The organism is uncultured Pedobacter sp. (assembly GCF_913776295.1).
GTDB lineage: Bacteria > Bacteroidota > Bacteroidia > Sphingobacteriales > Sphingobacteriaceae > Pedobacter.
In genome coordinates this window covers 1-16575 of the sequence record NZ_CAJYOJ010000017.1, presented here as the reverse complement: position 1 = coordinate 16575, position 16575 = coordinate 1, and the positions used below count along the sequence as shown (strand labels likewise).

17 protein-coding genes are annotated in these 16575 nt (G+C 40.1%); 7 read left to right on the top strand and 10 right to left on the bottom strand.

The annotated features are described in order from the left end of the window. Positions 1-13 precede the first annotated feature (13 nt). Both QZ738_RS03760 and QZ738_RS03755 read left to right on the top strand, forming a co-directional pair. Positions 14-571 carry a LemA family protein gene (locus tag QZ738_RS03760; RefSeq protein ID WP_293784786.1) on the top strand — a complete coding sequence of 186 codons (558 nt, stop codon included), beginning with the start codon at positions 14-16 and terminating at the stop codon, positions 569-571. Beyond that, positions 571-1527, top strand: a complete 957-nt coding sequence (locus tag QZ738_RS03755) for a DUF3137 domain-containing protein (protein ID WP_293784783.1) — start codon at positions 571-573, stop codon at positions 1525-1527. Before QZ738_RS03760 ends, QZ738_RS03755 begins: the two co-directional genes overlap by 1 nt. A 117-nt stretch (positions 1528-1644) precedes the next feature. On the opposite strand, the gene QZ738_RS03750 is transcribed toward QZ738_RS03755, so the two are convergent. The 8 genes from QZ738_RS03750 to gltX all read right to left on the bottom strand — a co-directional run bounded on the left by QZ738_RS03750 (position 1645) and on the right by gltX (position 11354). Continuing rightward, positions 1645-2037, bottom strand: coding sequence for a response regulator (locus QZ738_RS03750; protein ID WP_293784780.1), 393 nt, complete (start codon positions 2035-2037; stop codon positions 1645-1647). Further along, a complete protein-coding gene (locus tag QZ738_RS03745) occupies positions 2030-2614 on the bottom strand; it encodes a chemotaxis protein CheB (RefSeq protein WP_293784777.1) in 585 nt (194 codons plus the stop codon). The genes QZ738_RS03750 and QZ738_RS03745 overlap by 8 nt, the downstream gene beginning before the upstream one ends. Next, positions 2599-3420 (bottom strand): protein-glutamate O-methyltransferase CheR, encoded by an 822-nt coding sequence (locus QZ738_RS03740; protein WP_293784811.1) that lies wholly within the window; start codon positions 3418-3420, stop codon positions 2599-2601. Before QZ738_RS03740 ends, QZ738_RS03745 begins: the two co-directional genes overlap by 16 nt. After that, entirely contained in the window at positions 3421-3795 is a 375-nt protein-coding gene (locus tag QZ738_RS03735) for a response regulator (RefSeq protein ID WP_293784774.1), read from the bottom strand. A 13-nt stretch (positions 3796-3808) separates the two neighbouring features. Beyond that, complete coding sequence (locus QZ738_RS03730; protein ID WP_293784771.1) at positions 3809-7393, bottom strand: response regulator; 3585 nt, start codon at positions 7391-7393, stop codon at positions 3809-3811. Positions 7394-7412: 19 nt separating this feature from the next. Continuing rightward, positions 7413-8546, bottom strand: a complete 1134-nt coding sequence (locus QZ738_RS03725; protein ID WP_293784768.1) for a hybrid sensor histidine kinase/response regulator — start codon at positions 8544-8546, stop codon at positions 7413-7415. 103 nt (positions 8547-8649) lie between these two features. Beyond that, positions 8650-9492 (bottom strand): neutral zinc metallopeptidase, encoded by an 843-nt coding sequence (locus QZ738_RS03720; protein ID WP_293784765.1) that lies wholly within the window; start codon positions 9490-9492, stop codon positions 8650-8652. A gap of 353 nt (positions 9493-9845) precedes the next feature. Then, a complete protein-coding gene (gltX, locus tag QZ738_RS03715) occupies positions 9846-11354 on the bottom strand; it encodes a glutamate--tRNA ligase (protein ID WP_293784762.1) in 1509 nt (502 codons plus the stop codon). 223 nt (positions 11355-11577) lie between these two features. Here gltX and QZ738_RS03710 point away from each other — a divergent pair, with 223 nt between their 5' ends. Genes QZ738_RS03710 through QZ738_RS03700 form a run of 3 tightly spaced genes read left to right on the top strand, consistent with a single transcriptional unit; the run spans position 11578 to position 13688 of the window. Then, positions 11578-12786 carry a HAMP domain-containing sensor histidine kinase gene (locus tag QZ738_RS03710; protein ID WP_293784759.1) on the top strand — a complete coding sequence of 403 codons (1209 nt, stop codon included), beginning with the start codon at positions 11578-11580 and terminating at the stop codon, positions 12784-12786. Next, positions 12767-13276, top strand: a complete 510-nt coding sequence (locus QZ738_RS03705; RefSeq protein WP_293784756.1) for a DinB family protein — start codon at positions 12767-12769, stop codon at positions 13274-13276. Before QZ738_RS03710 ends, QZ738_RS03705 begins: the two co-directional genes overlap by 20 nt. Beyond that, complete coding sequence (locus QZ738_RS03700) at positions 13266-13688, top strand: hotdog fold thioesterase (protein ID WP_293784753.1); 423 nt, start codon at positions 13266-13268, stop codon at positions 13686-13688. The genes QZ738_RS03705 and QZ738_RS03700 overlap by 11 nt, the downstream gene beginning before the upstream one ends. A gap of 40 nt (positions 13689-13728) precedes the next feature. On the opposite strand, the gene QZ738_RS03695 is transcribed toward QZ738_RS03700, so the two are convergent. Beyond that, positions 13729-14829: a serine hydrolase gene (locus QZ738_RS03695; RefSeq protein ID WP_293784751.1), complete on the bottom strand. Its 1101-nt coding sequence runs from the start codon at positions 14827-14829 to the stop codon at positions 13729-13731. A gap of 15 nt (positions 14830-14844) precedes the next feature. Further along, positions 14845-15207 carry a DUF6249 domain-containing protein gene (locus tag QZ738_RS03690; RefSeq protein ID WP_293784748.1) on the bottom strand — a complete coding sequence of 121 codons (363 nt, stop codon included), beginning with the start codon at positions 15205-15207 and terminating at the stop codon, positions 14845-14847. A gap of 189 nt (positions 15208-15396) precedes the next feature. Here QZ738_RS03690 and QZ738_RS03685 point away from each other — a divergent pair, with 189 nt between their 5' ends. Both QZ738_RS03685 and QZ738_RS03680 read left to right on the top strand, forming a co-directional pair. Beyond that, on the top strand, positions 15397-15963 hold the full coding sequence (locus QZ738_RS03685) for a Crp/Fnr family transcriptional regulator (RefSeq protein ID WP_293784745.1): 567 nt from the start codon (positions 15397-15399) through the stop codon (positions 15961-15963). 68 nt (positions 15964-16031) lie between these two features. Continuing rightward, on the top strand, positions 16032-16352 hold the full coding sequence (locus tag QZ738_RS03680) for a multidrug efflux SMR transporter (RefSeq protein ID WP_293784808.1): 321 nt from the start codon (positions 16032-16034) through the stop codon (positions 16350-16352). Positions 16353-16575 lie beyond the last annotated feature (223 nt).

The window sequence follows — 16575 nt, the reverse complement described above, 5'->3', positions numbered from 1 at the left end:
TTAAACTAAAATTATGATTATTGCCCTCATTATTGTCGGATTTATCTTTGTCATCGGAATTTTCTTTTACAACTCGCTTATCGGCAAGAAAAACCAGGTAACAAATGCCTTTTCGGCTATTGATGTTATGCTAAAAAAACGGTTCGACCTTATTCCAAACCTGGTTGAAGTAGTAAAACAGTATACCACTTATGAGCAGGGAACCTTAACCAAAATAGTTGAACTGAGATCAAAAGCTGGCACTCCGAATATCAGCGATGCCGAAAAAGCGGATTTAGATGCGCAGTTAAGCAATAGTGTGAGAGGCCTGATGTTAAATGTTGAAAATTATCCCGATTTGAAAGCCAATACCAATTTCATTAACCTGCAAACCACCTGGACGGAGAGCGAAGAACAGATTGCCGCTGCCAGAAGAACTTATAATGCTTCGGTAACCGATTATAATAATTCGATTATGATGTTTCCAGGCAGTTTATTTGCGGGGATGTTAAACTTCCATCCGATTCCTGTTTTGGAAACCGCAGCTGAAGAACGTAAAAACATTAGTGCAAAGGAACTCTTTAACAATTAATGTTGTCCGATATTGCAAATAATGTAGCCCTACAACAAGTGTTGGCTACTATGGAGGTAACTCGCAAAAGAATTGCCGCTACCCAAACCAAAGGCTATATTTTTATTTCAGCAGGCATCTTAATTGGTATTTTAGGTTTCGTGCTGGGCTTTCCCGTTCCTGGTGTAGTTGTTGGCTTAATCCCATTAATATACGGTGGAGTTCTGTTATTTAAAATCAACGATTCTTTAACAGCTTACCGGATTGACTACAAAACCAATGTAATAGGCGCAGCACTTAAATTTTTAGACGAAAGCCTATCCATAAATCCTGACCAGGGAATTGCGGTTGCCGAGTTTATGTACACACAATTGTTTACCCAAGAGCCCGATCGTTATAAAACAGAAGATCTCGTAACCGGGTGTGCGAATAAAACCCGGTTTTACTTTGCCGAGGTACATGCCGAATATAAAACAGTAACCCAAACCAAAAACGGAACGCGAACAGAGTGGCACGACATTTTTAAAGGAATTATATTTGCTGCTGATTTTAACAAAAACTTTAATGGCATAACCATAGTACGCCCTAAAGGCTTCGCCAATGCACTAGGAGCCTGGTTTTCAAAAAATGTGTTCTCTTTTGGGGGAAATGATGTGGTAAAGCTGGAAAATCCTGATTTTGACAAAACTTTTATCACTTATGGTTCTGACCAGGTAGAAGCACGTTATATTTTAACCCCGGCATTAATGGAGCGTATCTTAAAACTCAACCATCAAACTAAATATGACATTAGTTTATCCTTTATCGAATCGAGGATGTATATTGCTTTTCCTTTGAACCGCAATTATTTTGAAGCCCCGATATTTAAATCTTTAATGAATGCTGAAGCCCTGGATAATGATGTTACAACCGTAAAATTTATGTATGATATCGTTCAGGAGCTGGATCTGAATACCAGGATTTGGGGGAAAGAATAACTTCCGAAGTTTAACTCGGGCATAAAAAGGGATACTTCGGAAGTTTATCAAAGGCCGGTCTAAATTTACGAATTTTGCCTGCACACCGGCGTATTGAAACTTCATGAGTCTTAAGCACTAACTCAGATGTTTTTTTACAATCTCTTCAAGCGCAGCAATATCAAAAGGTTTCGACAGGTAGCTATCCGCACCGGCTTCCTCAGCTAGTGAAGAGATATCATTATTGGCCGAAAAGTAAATTACCGGAATATGTTTTAAATCAGGATGGCTTTTTAAAGCTTTCGTAGCCTGTATCCCACCCAGATCGGGCAACCAGTTATCCATGAAAATTAAATCAGGCATATAGGCTGCAACCTGTTCTTCTATGTTATTGGCACTTTCAGATGTTTTTATTTCATACCCTGCATCTTCTAAAATAAATGTGCACAGATCAAGGATATCCTTATTATCATCAAAAACAAATACTTTTTTTGTAACCATCATATTAACCTCCGAAAAGCTATTAATCATTTAATTTATTTATATAATCAGCCATATTGCGGCTATCTAATATCACATGTGGCATCACATTCAGAACTGCCTGTTGCGGCATATAAGGCATCACCGCCGTATCAGGATTTTGTATCACCACCGTACCGCCAAAATTATTCACGCTTTTTAACCCCTCAACCCCATCCGAATTAGAGCCGGAAAGCAAAATACAAACTAATTTTTCTTTAAAAACTTCAGCTGCTGATTGGAAGGTAACATCAATTGATGGCCGGGAATAATTTACCTTTTCAGAATAATCTAAAGATATACTTCGATCCTCCTCTATCAGCATATGATAATCTGCAGGAGCAATAAAAACTTTACCTGGTGTTAAAAACTCTTTTTCTTCTGCTTCGCCAACGGCTAATAGGGTGCGCGATTTTAACAAATCGGTTAAAAGAGATTCATTATTGGCCTTCCGGTGAACTACTATTACGATAGGGAAACAGATATCCGTTCTGAGGGCCGGAAAAATTTCGAGCAGAACATCCAAACTACCGGCCGAGCCACCAATAATTAATGCCTCACAAGATGCAGAACCTATAGTTTTCGCCATATTTTCTCCATTTTAATCCTTTTATACTCTTTCGCCTTTGGCCAAAACTCCAAACTCTCCTTACTTCCCAGTGCAAGATAGCCTAATTTCTCGATGCTGCCATCAAATAGGTTAAAAACCTTATGCTGTAGCTCCTTATCGAAATAGATTAATACATTTCGACACAAAATAAGTTGAAATTCGTTAAAAGAGTGATCAGACACCAAATTATGCGTAGAAAAGATCATCTTACGATTTAAGCTTTCATCAAATTTGGCTAAAGAATAGTTTGCAGTATAATAAGCAGAAAAATCTTTTAATCCCCCTGATTGCCGGTAATTCTCTGAATATTGCTTTAGGTAGGTTAACGGAAACATACCTTTTTTTGCCTTCTCTAAAACAGAAGGATTAATATCTGTAGCGTAGATGAGCGATTTATGCAGCAAATTAAGCTCTTTCAAAACAATAGCAAGCGAATAGGCTTCTTCCCCGGTTGAACAACCTGCTACCCAGATCCGGATGAACGGATAAGTGCCCAGCACCGGTAGTACATCGTTCCGTAATGATTTATAAAAGGAAGGATCGCGGAACATTTCGGTAACATTAACCGTAATTTCTTCTAAAAAGCGCTTAAAATATTGCTTGTCCGTTCTAACGGTATAACGAAATTCGGCAAAACTTACAAAATTATCCAGTCCGTAAAGGCGTATAATCCGCCGCTTTATCGATGCGTGAGAGTATTCCAGAAAATCGTAGCCATGATTTTCTAAAACATCATTCAACAGGATTTCTACCTGTTCGTTATCTATCACGTCACTTATCACCAGCTATTTTGTAAAATTTTCTATTTGCTTTAATAACTCGTCAACATTTATCGGCTTTGAGATATAGCCCGATGCACCTGCACTCAGGCAACGTTCCTTATCTCCTACCATGGCCTGGGCAGTTACGGCCAATATGGGTATGCTCCGCATCTTATCCGACTTTTTCATAACAGCCATAGCCTGATAACCATCCATATCCGGCATCATCATATCCATTAAAACGATGTCAACATGATCGTGCTTTTCTAAAACAGAAAAGCCTTCCTGCGCACTTATAGCGGATAAACATTCAAAACCTTTGGCCTTTAAAACAGCTTTTAAAGCAAAAATGTTTCGGTTATCATCATCAATGATGAGAATTAATTTCTGAGGAGGCATAAAATAAAATAGTTTATGATGTATGATGATTTTCGTATAACCAAACTCTTAATAATGAGATCAGCTGGTCCATATCTACCGGTTTGCTGATATAATCGGATGCACCGGCGGCAATGCACTTTTCGCGATCGCCCATCATTGCTTTTGCAGTAACGGCCAAAATGGGCAGGTTACGATATTTGATATCCTGCCTGATGGCTGTTGTAGTTTCATAACCATCTAGTTCTGGCATCATCATATCCATCAAAACCACATCAATTCCGGGGTTTTCGTTCAGAAGTTTAAGGGCTTCTTTACCATCAGTGGCCGCAACCACTTTCATCTGGTGCTGCTCTAACATCTTGGTTAAGGAGAAGATATTGCGTACATCATCATCCGCTACCAGAACCGTTTTACCAATCAGTACATCCTGCAGTTCGGAAAACTTTTGAGGTATTTTGTTTTTCTCCTTGCTTTTTTCTTCTACCAAATGAAGGAAAAGGCCAGCTTCATCAAGGATACGCTGGTAAGAATGTGCGGTTTTGACCACAATCGAATCAGCATATTGCTTAATCCGGCTCTCCTCTCCTTTCGACAGGTTTTTACCGGTAAAAATGATAATGGGCAAATTCTCTAAACCAGGTGTTTGCTTCACCACTTCCAGCGTTTCATAAGCATGTTTATCAGGAATGCCCATATCCAGAATCACGCAGTTCACCTCTGGCCTGTGTAAGGCAGATACACTTTCGTTTACCTGGTTCACAATTTCTGTCTGAATATTAAAATTGCTCAAGAAGTAACTTAGCGCTTTAGCGTGCTGTTCATTTTCTTCTACAATAAGTACTTTTTTAGGATAACGGCTTAAGGCATGCTCAAGTTTCGAAAATATCTCTTGCATATGCTCAAAAGCAAAAGGTTTATTGATAAAATCGACTGCGCCTTTTAATAAACTTTCTTTCTTTACCTGCAAAGAAGACATGATGTGTACCGGAATAGGACGTGTAGCAGGATCGGATTTCAGCTCCTCCATTACCTGCCAGCCATCCTTAACGGGCAGTTGGATATCGAGTAAAATGGCAAGCGGTTTAAAGGTTTTCGCCATTTCAATCCCTACGTCGCCGCGAACAGCAACCAACCCCTTGTAGTTTCTTTTCCTGGTAAAATCTAAAAGTGTTTTGGCAAAAGGGGTATCGTCTTCCACAATTAAAATCACTTTATCATCAGGCCCGATATCGTTACGGTCATCCTCAATCTCCTGTGGAATATTCCCAACCGTTAAATGGCTTAATTTTTTTACCGGGGTTTCGGGTGCTGTTACCGGTTTCTCTGTTTGAGGTTCTTTACCTTCAAATCCTTTATTTTTATCAATGGGTAGGGTAAGTGTGAAAACACTTCCTTCGCCTTCTGCACTTCTTAAATCGATGTATCCGCCCAGTAGTTTAGCCAGTTCTCTACTAATGGAAAGCCCGAGACCTGTGCCGCCAAACTTACGGCGCGTAGAGCCATCGGCCTGTTGAAAAGCTTCGAATATCATGCCTTGTTTTTCGGGTGCGATACCTACGCCTGTATCGGTAACTTTAAACACAAGCGCGCCCAATTTATCATTTTTATCGATATTTAACGTTACCGCACCTATTGCGGTAAATTTAATGGCGTTTGATAGCAGGTTTTTAATGATCTGCTCCAGGCGCATTTTATCAGTATGAAAAAACTCTGGAACTCCTGCCGATTTTTCAATAACGAAGTTGAGGTTCTTATCCTTAGCTAAAGGGTTAAACAGCGAGCGCATACCGGAAACGATATCGTCAACCTTAACATTTGTGCGATCGAGTTCCATTTTGCCGGCCTCAATTTTAGAAAGATCCAAAATCTCGTCGATTAAACTTAAAAGTCCCTGGCCAGAGCTTTGAATAACCCCCGCATATTCCTGGTGTTCGGGATCCATAGCCTCATTTTCGGCCATTAATCTTGATAACAACAATATCGAGTTGAGCGGCGTCCTTAACTCGTGCGACATGTTGGCCAGGAACTCTGATTTATATCTTGTACTCAGTTCTAAGGCTTCTGCCTTTTGCTGGATCTCAATATTGCGTTCTTCAATCAGTTCATTTTTTTCCTCCAGTAAGCTGCTTCTCTCTTCAAGCTCCTGGTTACTTTGTAACAGCTCTTCCTGTTGCACACGTAATTCTTCTTCGCTGGCCTGAAGTTTCTGGGCCTGAGCTTCGAGTTCTGCATTTAAACCCTCCAGCTCGTTGTGCTGCACCTGTAACTCTTCTGATTGTGCCTGCGTTTCTTCTAATAATTGCTGCAATTTAAACCTGTTCTGTGCACCCAATAAAGCGGAACCAATATCAGATAAAATCAAGTTCAAAAAGTGTAATTGCAGTTCGCTATACTTATCAATAGTACCTAATTCCAATCCACCTATCGAAATTCCGTTCCTGATGATGGGCAGTACAATTAACTGTGCAGGCTTAATTTTCCCGGTGGCGTGCGTAATAGTGAGTTCGTTCTGCGGAACATCATTTAACAGTATGGGCTTACCTGATTTAACGGCCTGACCAATCAAGCCCTGTCCAAGCTCAAGAGTTTGAGCTAAATTTTGCCCTTGCAGTGCGTATTGCCCCTTTAAATGCAGGTATCCATCATCTTTAAATAAATAAATGGCACCGATCTGGCTATTGGTATAACTGGCCAGAAACTCAACAATATCGTCTGCCAGGTGGAAAACGTCTTTTTCGCCAACCATTTTAACGTTTAGATTGGCTACACCTGTTTGCAACCACTCATTCTCCTCTAAAGCATCAAAAGATTTTTTTAACGACAATGACATGGTATTTAACGATTCTGAAAGTTCGCCAATATCATCCTGGCTTTGGCTATCAAGCTTTACGCCGTAATTGCCATTAGAAATTTGAACGGCAATTTCTTTAATGGCAGCAATGCGTTTTTCCATCTCATATTTTTTATCTTCAATTTCCTGTTGAAGTTTAACGCGTTCGTCAAAATCGATTGATACCCTGCGGTAAAAAAACAAAGTAATCATGATGGCCAGAAGTGCCGCGATTAAAATCAGAATTGGTGTATAGGATGTAAGCTTATTTAATTCATTGGTTCTTTCTTCCAGCAACCTTTTCTCTTCTGCTACCATTTTGCTTACAATCGACCTCGCATCATCCATATAAAATTTGCCCTGAAACAAAACGGTTGGATCAATAGCACCGCCCAAAGTTTTAATCTCTATAGTCGATTTGATGATCCCCATTCGTTTGAGAAGGATATTTTTAAGTGCAGCTATATTTTTTTGCTGAAAGCGATTATCTCTGGTAATGAACTCAACTTTTTTCAACAATAAAGCTGCCGAATCGCTGGCGCCATAATACGGTGTCAGAAACACCTTATTTCCTGTTAACAAAAAGCCCCGCTGACCCGTTTCGGCATCTTTTAAATAGGATATCACACGCTCAGCATTTAAAATTACCTCATCACTTCGTTTAACCAATTCGGTACTTTTAATCAAATTACCAATACTGATGTAAGAAGCCAGGGAACTGATAAACAGAATAATGAGCGATAAGCCGAGGCCTAAACGCAAATTATTTTTAAGAGTTGTTTTCATTAATATGGGTTAAGGATAGTTAGATTTGATTTTTGAGGATTTCTTCTTCTGTTGTAGGAATAATAAAATAGAATTCAGAACCTTCGTCCGGTACGCTGTTTACACCAATTGTGCCACCGTGGCGGTTGATGATTTCCGAGCAGATGTATAAGCCAATACCAAGACCGTTAAACCGGTTACTGTTTTCTTCTACACGATAAAATTTATCGAAAATTTTGTGCTGCTGTTCTTTGGAAATACCAATACCGAAATCTTTTACAGCCAGATAAAGTTTCCCATCTTTAATGTTTATGGTTACATTAACCTGATTGGTGCCCGGAGCATATTTAATGGCATTGGTAATGAAATTGATAACCACCTGTTCCAGCCGCATTTCATCACCATAGATCATTTCATGTGTTTGACCCAATTTGCTGATTTTAAAATCGGGATTAGATTGCTGCAACATCTCAATGGCATTATTTACCATGTTATCAGCACAAAAACTCTTCATATTAAACTTCATTTTTCCGCTTTCGATTTTAGAGATATCGAGCAGATCGACGATTAATTCATTTAATTTTTCAAGTTGAATACTGGCTTTTTCGAGATGGCTCTGGGCCATGTCTTTATCATCCCGTTTAAGACTCCGCTGCAACAGCTGGATATAGCCTTTTACACTGGTTAAAGGTGTTTTTAACTCGTGACTGGCAATGCTGATAAATTCGTCCTTTTTGTTTTCGGCCTGCTTTCTGAATTCAATTTCTTTGAGCAGTTTTTCCTGCACTTCGTTAAGTTTTCTATTTTGCTCATAGATGCGGTAAAACGTTTTAATTTTAAGAAGCAAAACATGAATATCAACTGGCTTAGTGATGTAATCCAACCCCCCGCTACGGTACCCCTTGGTGATAAATTTCAACTCTGTATTTACAGCAGAAAGAAATATGATGGCGGTATCTTTTGCTTTGCTAAAACCAGAAATGGTATCGGCGACCTCAAAGCCATCCATATCGGGCATCTGTACATCGAGAATAATCAGAACATAGTTATTTTTTAAAACTTTTTTCAGTGCTTCTTCCCCGGATGATGCGGTATCAACCTCAAAATTATGTGCCTGGAGTACTTTCTGTAAAGAGATCAGGTTTTCTGGCCTGTCATCAACTATAAGGATCATCTTGATTAAAACAAATAAGAAGCCGGATAATTATGTTTGGTTTAGAGATAAAAACCTCTATAACTGTGAACAAACAACCTGGCTTTAAAAAAGTTTTGATTTTTTATAAATTATTTGAGTTAAAGGTATCACCCTGTTTAATATCACCCGTTTCGAAGCCCTTTTTAAACCAGTACATCCGTTGTGCGGAGGTACCATGAGTAAAAGAATCAGGTTGCACTTCGCCGGTAGCCTGTTTTTGCAATTTATCATCGCCAATAGCATTGGCCGCGGTTAATGCCTCTTCTATATCGCCCTCTTCCAATTTGAAATCTTTAAGGTTTTGGGCATTGTGCGCCCAAAGTCCCGCAAAGAAATCGGCTTGCAATTCCAATTTCACTGACAAGCGGTTATATTCCTTTTCGCTAACCTGACCACGTGCCTGATCTAGTTTTTCCGAAATGCCCAATAAGTTCTGGACGTGATGACCAACTTCATGTGCAATCACATAAGCCTGTGCAAAGTCTCCTGCAGCACCAAAACGGTTCTTTAAATCATCGTAAAATGATAAATCAATATATACTTTATGGTCACCTGGGCAGTAAAAGGGTCCGACATTGGCACTGGCATTTCCGCAAGCGGTTTGCACTGCATCCCTAAACAGCCTAAGCTTGGGATATTCATACTGCCTGCCCATGGCCTGAAATTCTTTATCCCATACCTGCTCGGTTGATTCTAACACACCTGCAACAAACTGTGCCTGTGGATCGTTTGCCGGTACCCCCTGCTTAACCTCTTCCGTACCCGCTGTGGCCGGAATCTGACCAACCAAACCGCTTAAATCTTTGCCGAAAATCAGGCCGAGCACCACAATGATGATACCTACACCCCCACCAAGGATGGTTTTTCCACCACCGCTGCTTCTACCATCTTCTACATTATTACTGCCTTTACCAAACCATTGCATAGTATATATTTTAAGTTTTATGAATAAACCTTAATTAGGGACAAATTGTTATACTAAAATATAAATTATTTTTATTGATTTATTCTTTTAGGTTGTGGCAGTATAAGACGCCGATTTCCAATAATTATGCAGTAACCGGCTTTAGCTGATCACATCGCCAAACTGATCTGTAGTACCGCGGAAAACGACTCATAAACCGGGATTCAAGCGGGAAAACACCATTTATGTCAGATTTATTTACCCCTAACAAAGGTGTAACAAACTTACATTCCGATCGTTTAAAAGTAACAACAAAATCAAAAAAGAAGTCAGGCTTTAAAAAACCTGACTTCTTTGAACACGCTTAAACAATATCAGGCGTTGAAAACCGCTATTGCTTTGGCTATTCTTGCTTGAGTTTCAGCTACGCCCAGTAATACCGCAATATCAAAAACACCCGGACCAAATTTACCGCCCACCAGCATAATGCGAAAAGGCAGCATCAATTCTCCTGGTTTAAAGCCTTTTTCTTCTGCGAGGGCTTTAAAGGCAGTTTCTGCAGCAACGGCATCATTTAAAGTTAATTCAGCAGCAAAACGATTAAAGAAATCAGCCTTTTCAGCTGTCCATTTAGGTTTTACCGAATTCACATCGTATTCTGAAGGCGCGGCGAAAAAATAACGGCTTTGTATTAAAAAATCAGGCAATAAAGTACAGCGATCTTTAATCAGGTCGATTACGGTATGTAAAAAAGCATCGTCGTTAACTTCTACACCTGCCTCTACAAGTTCCGTTTTTACGCTTGGCGCTAATCGCTCAGCGCTCTGCGCCTTAATCCACTCATGGTTATACCACTTGGCTTTTTCAAAATCGAATTTAGCGCCTGCTTTACTAATTCTTTCTATCGAGAATTTTTCTTCCAGCTCTTTTAAAGAAAATAGTTCCTGATCTGTACCGTCATTCCAGCCTAAAAGGGCAAGCATGTTGATAAAGGCTTCAGGCATAAAGCCCATTTCTTTAAATCCTTTGGTTACGTCGCCGGTTTTAGGATCTGTCCAGTTCATGGCATACACCGGAAAACCTAGCCTGTCGCCATCGCGTTTGCTTAATTTTCCATGTCCATCCGGTTTTAAGATTAAAGGTAAATGTGCCCAAGCCGGCATATCGGTTTCCCAACCCAAATACTTCCAAAGTAAAATATGTACCGGTGCAGAAGGCAACCATTCTTCTCCCCTAAAAGCATGACTAATTTCCATCGCCTTATCATCAACCACAACAGCTAAGTGATAGGTTGGCATTCCATCAGCTTTTAACAAAACTTTATCATCAACCAAAGCGGTTTCGAAACTGACGTCACCACGGATTAAATCATTAAAATGTACAATTTCATCACCTGGCACCTTAATGCGGATCACATGTGGTGTTTTGGCAGCCAATAATTCTTCAACCTCACTAACGGTAAGGGTTAAAGAATTACGCATCTGCATGCGTGTGGCCTGCCCATACTGGAAGTTTGGAATTTCTTTGCGTTTGGTGTCCAAATCTTCCGGGGTATCAAAAGCATAGTAGGCATAGCCATCACTAATTAACTGTTCGGCAAATTTGCGGTAGCTGGCTTTGCGTTCGCTTTGGCGGTATGGTCCATAAACCCCTGGGTGATCGGGACTTTCATCTGGCGTAATACCGCACCAATCTAAACAGTTTACGATATATTGTTCTGCGCCTTCTACAAAGCGGTTTTGATCGGTATCTTCTACCCGCAGTACAAAAGTGCCATTATTTTTTTTTGCAAATAAATAATTAAACAGGGCCGTGCGCACACCGCCTAAATGCAAACCTCCGGTTGGGCTTGGGGCAAATCTTACTCTAACTTTCTTATCCATGGTTGAATTGTTAAGCGGTTGGCGTAGGGCGCAAGGCGGTATGAACGCCTATCGCCATACGCAAAGCGCAAGACCTTGCAAAGATATATTTTTCATCCATTTTATCGAGTTTTCGTATGCAATGAAGCCATTAAGTATTTTAGGCTATTATAGGAACGTTTTGAAAAAGCATAATGGTTTGATGTTTTTTTCGTTTTGTTATTGTAATTTGGCTAGCTAAAGCATGAACCCTTATCAAAAGAAACGCCGCTGGAAGTTTTTTCTTCTCATTTTTGCCATCTTAATTGGCATCGCATCAGTATTTTACACCGATTCTTTTGTAAAAAAAATGGAACGCGAAGAGGCAAACCAGTTCCATCTTTGGGTGAAAATCCAGGAGCGGGCCATGTTTCTTTATGACAACGATGATTACCGCGACGTGGTAGAAACCGTAAGAAAAAACACGAAAACCCCGGTAATCCTGATCGATTCGTCAGGAACAATTACTTCTTTTTTTGGCTTAGACAGTACTAAAACCAATTACCCTGTTGCAGATACTAAACTTACTTATGATAGTTTGTATTTTGTGCGACAGCTAAGACAAATGAAAGCACAGCATCCGCCTGACGAAATGAATTTTTTGGGCAAAAAATTCAAGGCTTACTATCGCGATTCTTTTATTTTAACGCAATTGAGATATTTTCCCTACATCCAAATGGGGGTTATTTTCCTTTTCCTGTTAACAGCCTATGCAGCATTTAGCTCGGCCAGGAGAGATGAACAAGACCATGTTTGGGTAGGTTTAGCTAAAGAAACAGCACACCAGCTGGGTACACCGATATCTTCACTGATGGCCTGGACCGAGCTCATGAAATCTAAATTTGATGCGGAAGATGATCCGCTGATTGCTGAAATGGAAAACGACATTAAGCGATTGGAAATCATTACCGACCGTTTCTCCAAAATCGGCTCAAAACCGATACTCGAAGACCATACGGTTTACATCGTAGTGAGCGATTTCATCCGTTATTTTAAAGTGCGTACATCAGATAAGGTGAAATTTAGCATTACCGGCGATGAACAGGTAAGGGCCATGTTAAACGTTCCACTATTTGATTGGGTAATTGAGAACTTGCTCAAAAACGCAGCAAATGCCATCGAAAATGAAGGCTCGATTTCCGTCAACATTATAGAAAATTTAACCAAGGAGCAGGTATTTATCGATGTGAGCGATACCGGAAAAGGTATTCCAAGGTCTAAGTTCGATGCGGTTTTTCAACCTGGTTATACCACCCGTAAACGTGGCTGGGGCCTCGGCTTATCGCTTACCAAGCGGATTGTAGAAAATTATCATAGCGGCGAAATTTTTGTAAAGGAATCTGAACTGGGCAAAGGCACCACTTTCAGAATAATATTAAAAAGCAGTTTAAGATATGAACCGACCACAGCCTAATGAATACCCCGCCTGGGGCGAAACCTACATCAGCAAAGTTAAGGGAGATATTTTCGAAATTTTAACCGATCAGACCGAAAGTCTTCCGGCCTTGTTTAGGGCAAATGCCGATAAAGCTGATTATGCTTATGCCGAAGGTAAATGGACACTGAAAGAAATGTTAGGGCATATTATTGATACCGAACGTGTTTTTGCCTACCGCATTACGTGTTTTGCACGAAATGAGCAGCAACCCTTACCCGGTTTCGAGGAAGATGACTATGTGATGAACGCCCGTTTTGCCCAACGCCCCCTGGAAGATCTGCTTGAAGAGTTTATTGCACTACGTAAAGCCAATTTATATCTTTTTAAATCTTTGAACGACGAAGAACTGAACAGAAAAGGTATTGCTTCGGGCAGGGAAATTAATGTAAAATCTATTTTATTTATTGCTGGCGGACATATCATTCACCATATATCTGTATTAAAAGAACGTTACCATGTGGTTTAAAAACTTTACCGTTGATGAGCTAAATAACCGTCCTAAAAATCATTTAGGCGGACTGCTCGATATCCGCTTTACCGAAATTGGCGAAGATTTTATTACCGGAACCATGCCTGTTGATGAACGCACACATCAACCTGCGGGCATTTTACATGGTGGGGCCTCGGTGGTTTTAGCCGAAACGCTGGGCAGTATTGCTTCTTATATGTGTATTAATCCGGAGAAATACCTTGCTGTTGGCCTGGAAGTAAATGCCAACCATTTGCGACCGGTAAAAAGCGGTCTGGTGAAAGGCATTTGCAAACCTTTACATATTGGTGCCAAAACCCATGTATGGGAAATAAAAATTTACGATGAGCGCGGTAAAATGAACTGTATTAGCCGGCTAACCGTGGCTATTATCAACAAGCCGCAATAAAAAAGATTGCATGTAGCCAGGCGATGCCCATGGCATTGGCTTAATCACCTTTGGTTAAATGCTTTACCACTAACTTTGCGATGTTTTCGATAAGTAAGGTTGGCGAGTTGCAATCACAGTTGGTAAGCCCAATTACATAAATGTCTGCACCGGGCACATAAACCCCCATGCTTTTGAACCCAAATATACTACCACCATGTGCGATTACCGGTAAACTGTCCAGCTCCTTAATGTGCCAGCCATAGCCATAATTAAATAGCTCGCCATTATTTAATTTATAGCGGGAAAATGCCTTTTTGGTTTCCTCTGCATTTAGCAGTTTATGGTGGCTTAAGGCATTTTGCCATTTGAGCAAATCGGTCAAAGTAGACATTAAAGCACCCGAAGCAAAGGGTACGCTAAAATTAATGGCTGTTTTATTTACATAAGTATTTTCTCTCTTCTGGTAGCCATAAGCCCGATTGTAGACTACCTTTTTGTCGCTGGCATAATAAGAATGATCCATGCCCAGCCGATCAAAAATATGCCGCTGAATAAAATTAGCATATTTCTCTCCCGAGACGATTTCAATCAGGTAGCCCAAAATCACATAACCCGAATTGTTATATTCAAAACGCTCGCCTGCAGCAAAATCAACCGGCTCATCCTTAAAAAAATCGACCATCATTTTAGGCGTCATTTCCTTTTGGGCAATACTGGCAAGCGATTTCATTTTGGTGAAATCTTTAATGCCGGAGGTATGGGTAAGCAGGTGGTGTATGGTTATTTCATTTCCGGCGGGATAATCAGGAATGTATTTTGAAATGGGGTCGCTTACCTTTAATTTACCCTCTTGCTCCAAAAGCAGCACCGATACAGCCGTAAACTGTTTGGTCATCGAGCCTAATTGGAAAACATTTTCAGTACTGAGATTAACGCCCAGTTCGAGGTTGGCCTTGCCAAAAGCTTTTTGGTAGATTACCTCTCCCTTTCTGGCAACCATAAATACCCCTCCAGGGCCTTTCGGATCAGAAATTACCTTGCTGATCAAACGATTAATCTGATCGCTCAGCTTTTGGGCCTTTACTGCTGCTGGTAAGAGCAGGCAGCAGATTAGTATGGATAAAAAGCCCCACAATATCCTGGTCTGTTTCGATTTCACGCTTAAAAAATCTGATTAGAACTTATCTTTCTCAATCGCTTTTTTCTCTACCGCGAATGAAACAATCAAACCTAAACCGCCAAAAACACCCAGACAGCCAAAATACACCGCTACAGCCTGCGAAGTCTCTGTTTCTGTCATTTCGCTACCAAACATACTTCTTACTGCTGCAAGTGCCACAAGCAGACCAATACCCAAACCTACAAGTAACAAACCAAATTTTAAACTCAAATAAGGTTTGGGTGCCGATTTACCTACCCCTGGATTGATCCCTCGCTCAATCATGGCCATTTTCTCCTTGTTTGATAAATAACGAATCCCAAAGATCATGGCAAATCCGCCTAAAAAAAGTGAGATGGGAACTAATATACCGCTCATAATGATAATTTTTTAATGTGTTAATATGTTATTTTAATTGAACCGTGTTCTGTGTATTATGACTACGTGCTTTTTAATCAGGTTACACGATAGGTATAAAAATATTCAAGCGGCAAATCTTTATAAATTATCAGGATCTAGAGAAGCAAGCTTAAAAACATTTCTACTTTTGTAATAAACCTTCCTATTTTGATTAAACAACTTAGATATATCCCACTTTTCAGCAGCTTAAGTGATGATTCGTGGCTTAAACTTAGCCATTACATGGCATGTGTTCAATATCCAAAAGGCACCACAATCATTTTTGCAGATAAAATAGAACCCTATTTTTATATACTTCAAAGCGGTATTGCCCGGGCCTATAGCGATGGTAAAAACCAACAGATTACCTTTTGGTTTGGAGAAAGCGGTGCTGTGCTTTTTTCGTTCAACAGCTATATTAACAATAGTCCCGGTTATGAAAATATCGAACTGTTAACAAACAGTACGCTGATTAGGATTAAACTGGCCGATTTGTTTCTGCTCTATAAACAAAACCTTGAAATCGCTAACTGGGGTAGAAAAATAGCGGAAAAGGAACTTATTGCCACCGAGAGAAGATTAATAGATAGAGCCTTTAAAGGGGCTGCTGTACGTTACCATGAATTTGCAGCACAATCTCCCCAACTGATTAAAAGGGTAGCTTTAAAACATATTGCATCCTACCTGGGTGTAACACAGGTTACGTTAAGCAGAATAAGGGCGGCTAATCCGTAAAAGGCATTTTTTAACATTTGTAAAATGTTGCCCGGTAAATGTCCCTTAAATTTGCAGAAACGTTTATCATGAACTGGATCATTCTTATTATTGCCGGCCTTTTTGAAGTTGGCTTCACTACCTGCCTTAAGTTATCGAACAATTTTTCGAGCATAAAATGGAGCGCAGCTTTTTTTGTATGTATAACCTTAAGCTTCTTATTGCTCAATAAAGCAAGCCAAACTTTACCCATGGGAACAGCCTATGCCGTTTGGACAGGGATCGGGGCTGTAGGAACGGTCATTATCGGGATTTCATACTTCAATGAACCAGCAACTTTTTGGCGGATATTTTTTATCTGCACCCTTATTGGATCAATTGCAGGGTTAAAATTTTTCGCTTCGCATTAATGCCAATGTGTTGCCTTGATTTTGTGATGATGATATAGTCAGAACACTATTTCATTCATAGTTTCCCAAACTGGACAAACTCTGCTCTTAAACCTAATGGCAGCTGCAGTCCCGAAGAATGAGGGCTACAGCAAATAGCGGGACTGCAAGCCCTAAGAAAAACTATCCTTTAGTTTCCAGGCAAAACCGGCGATTTGGTTTATTTTTTGGAGCGCAATGCTTC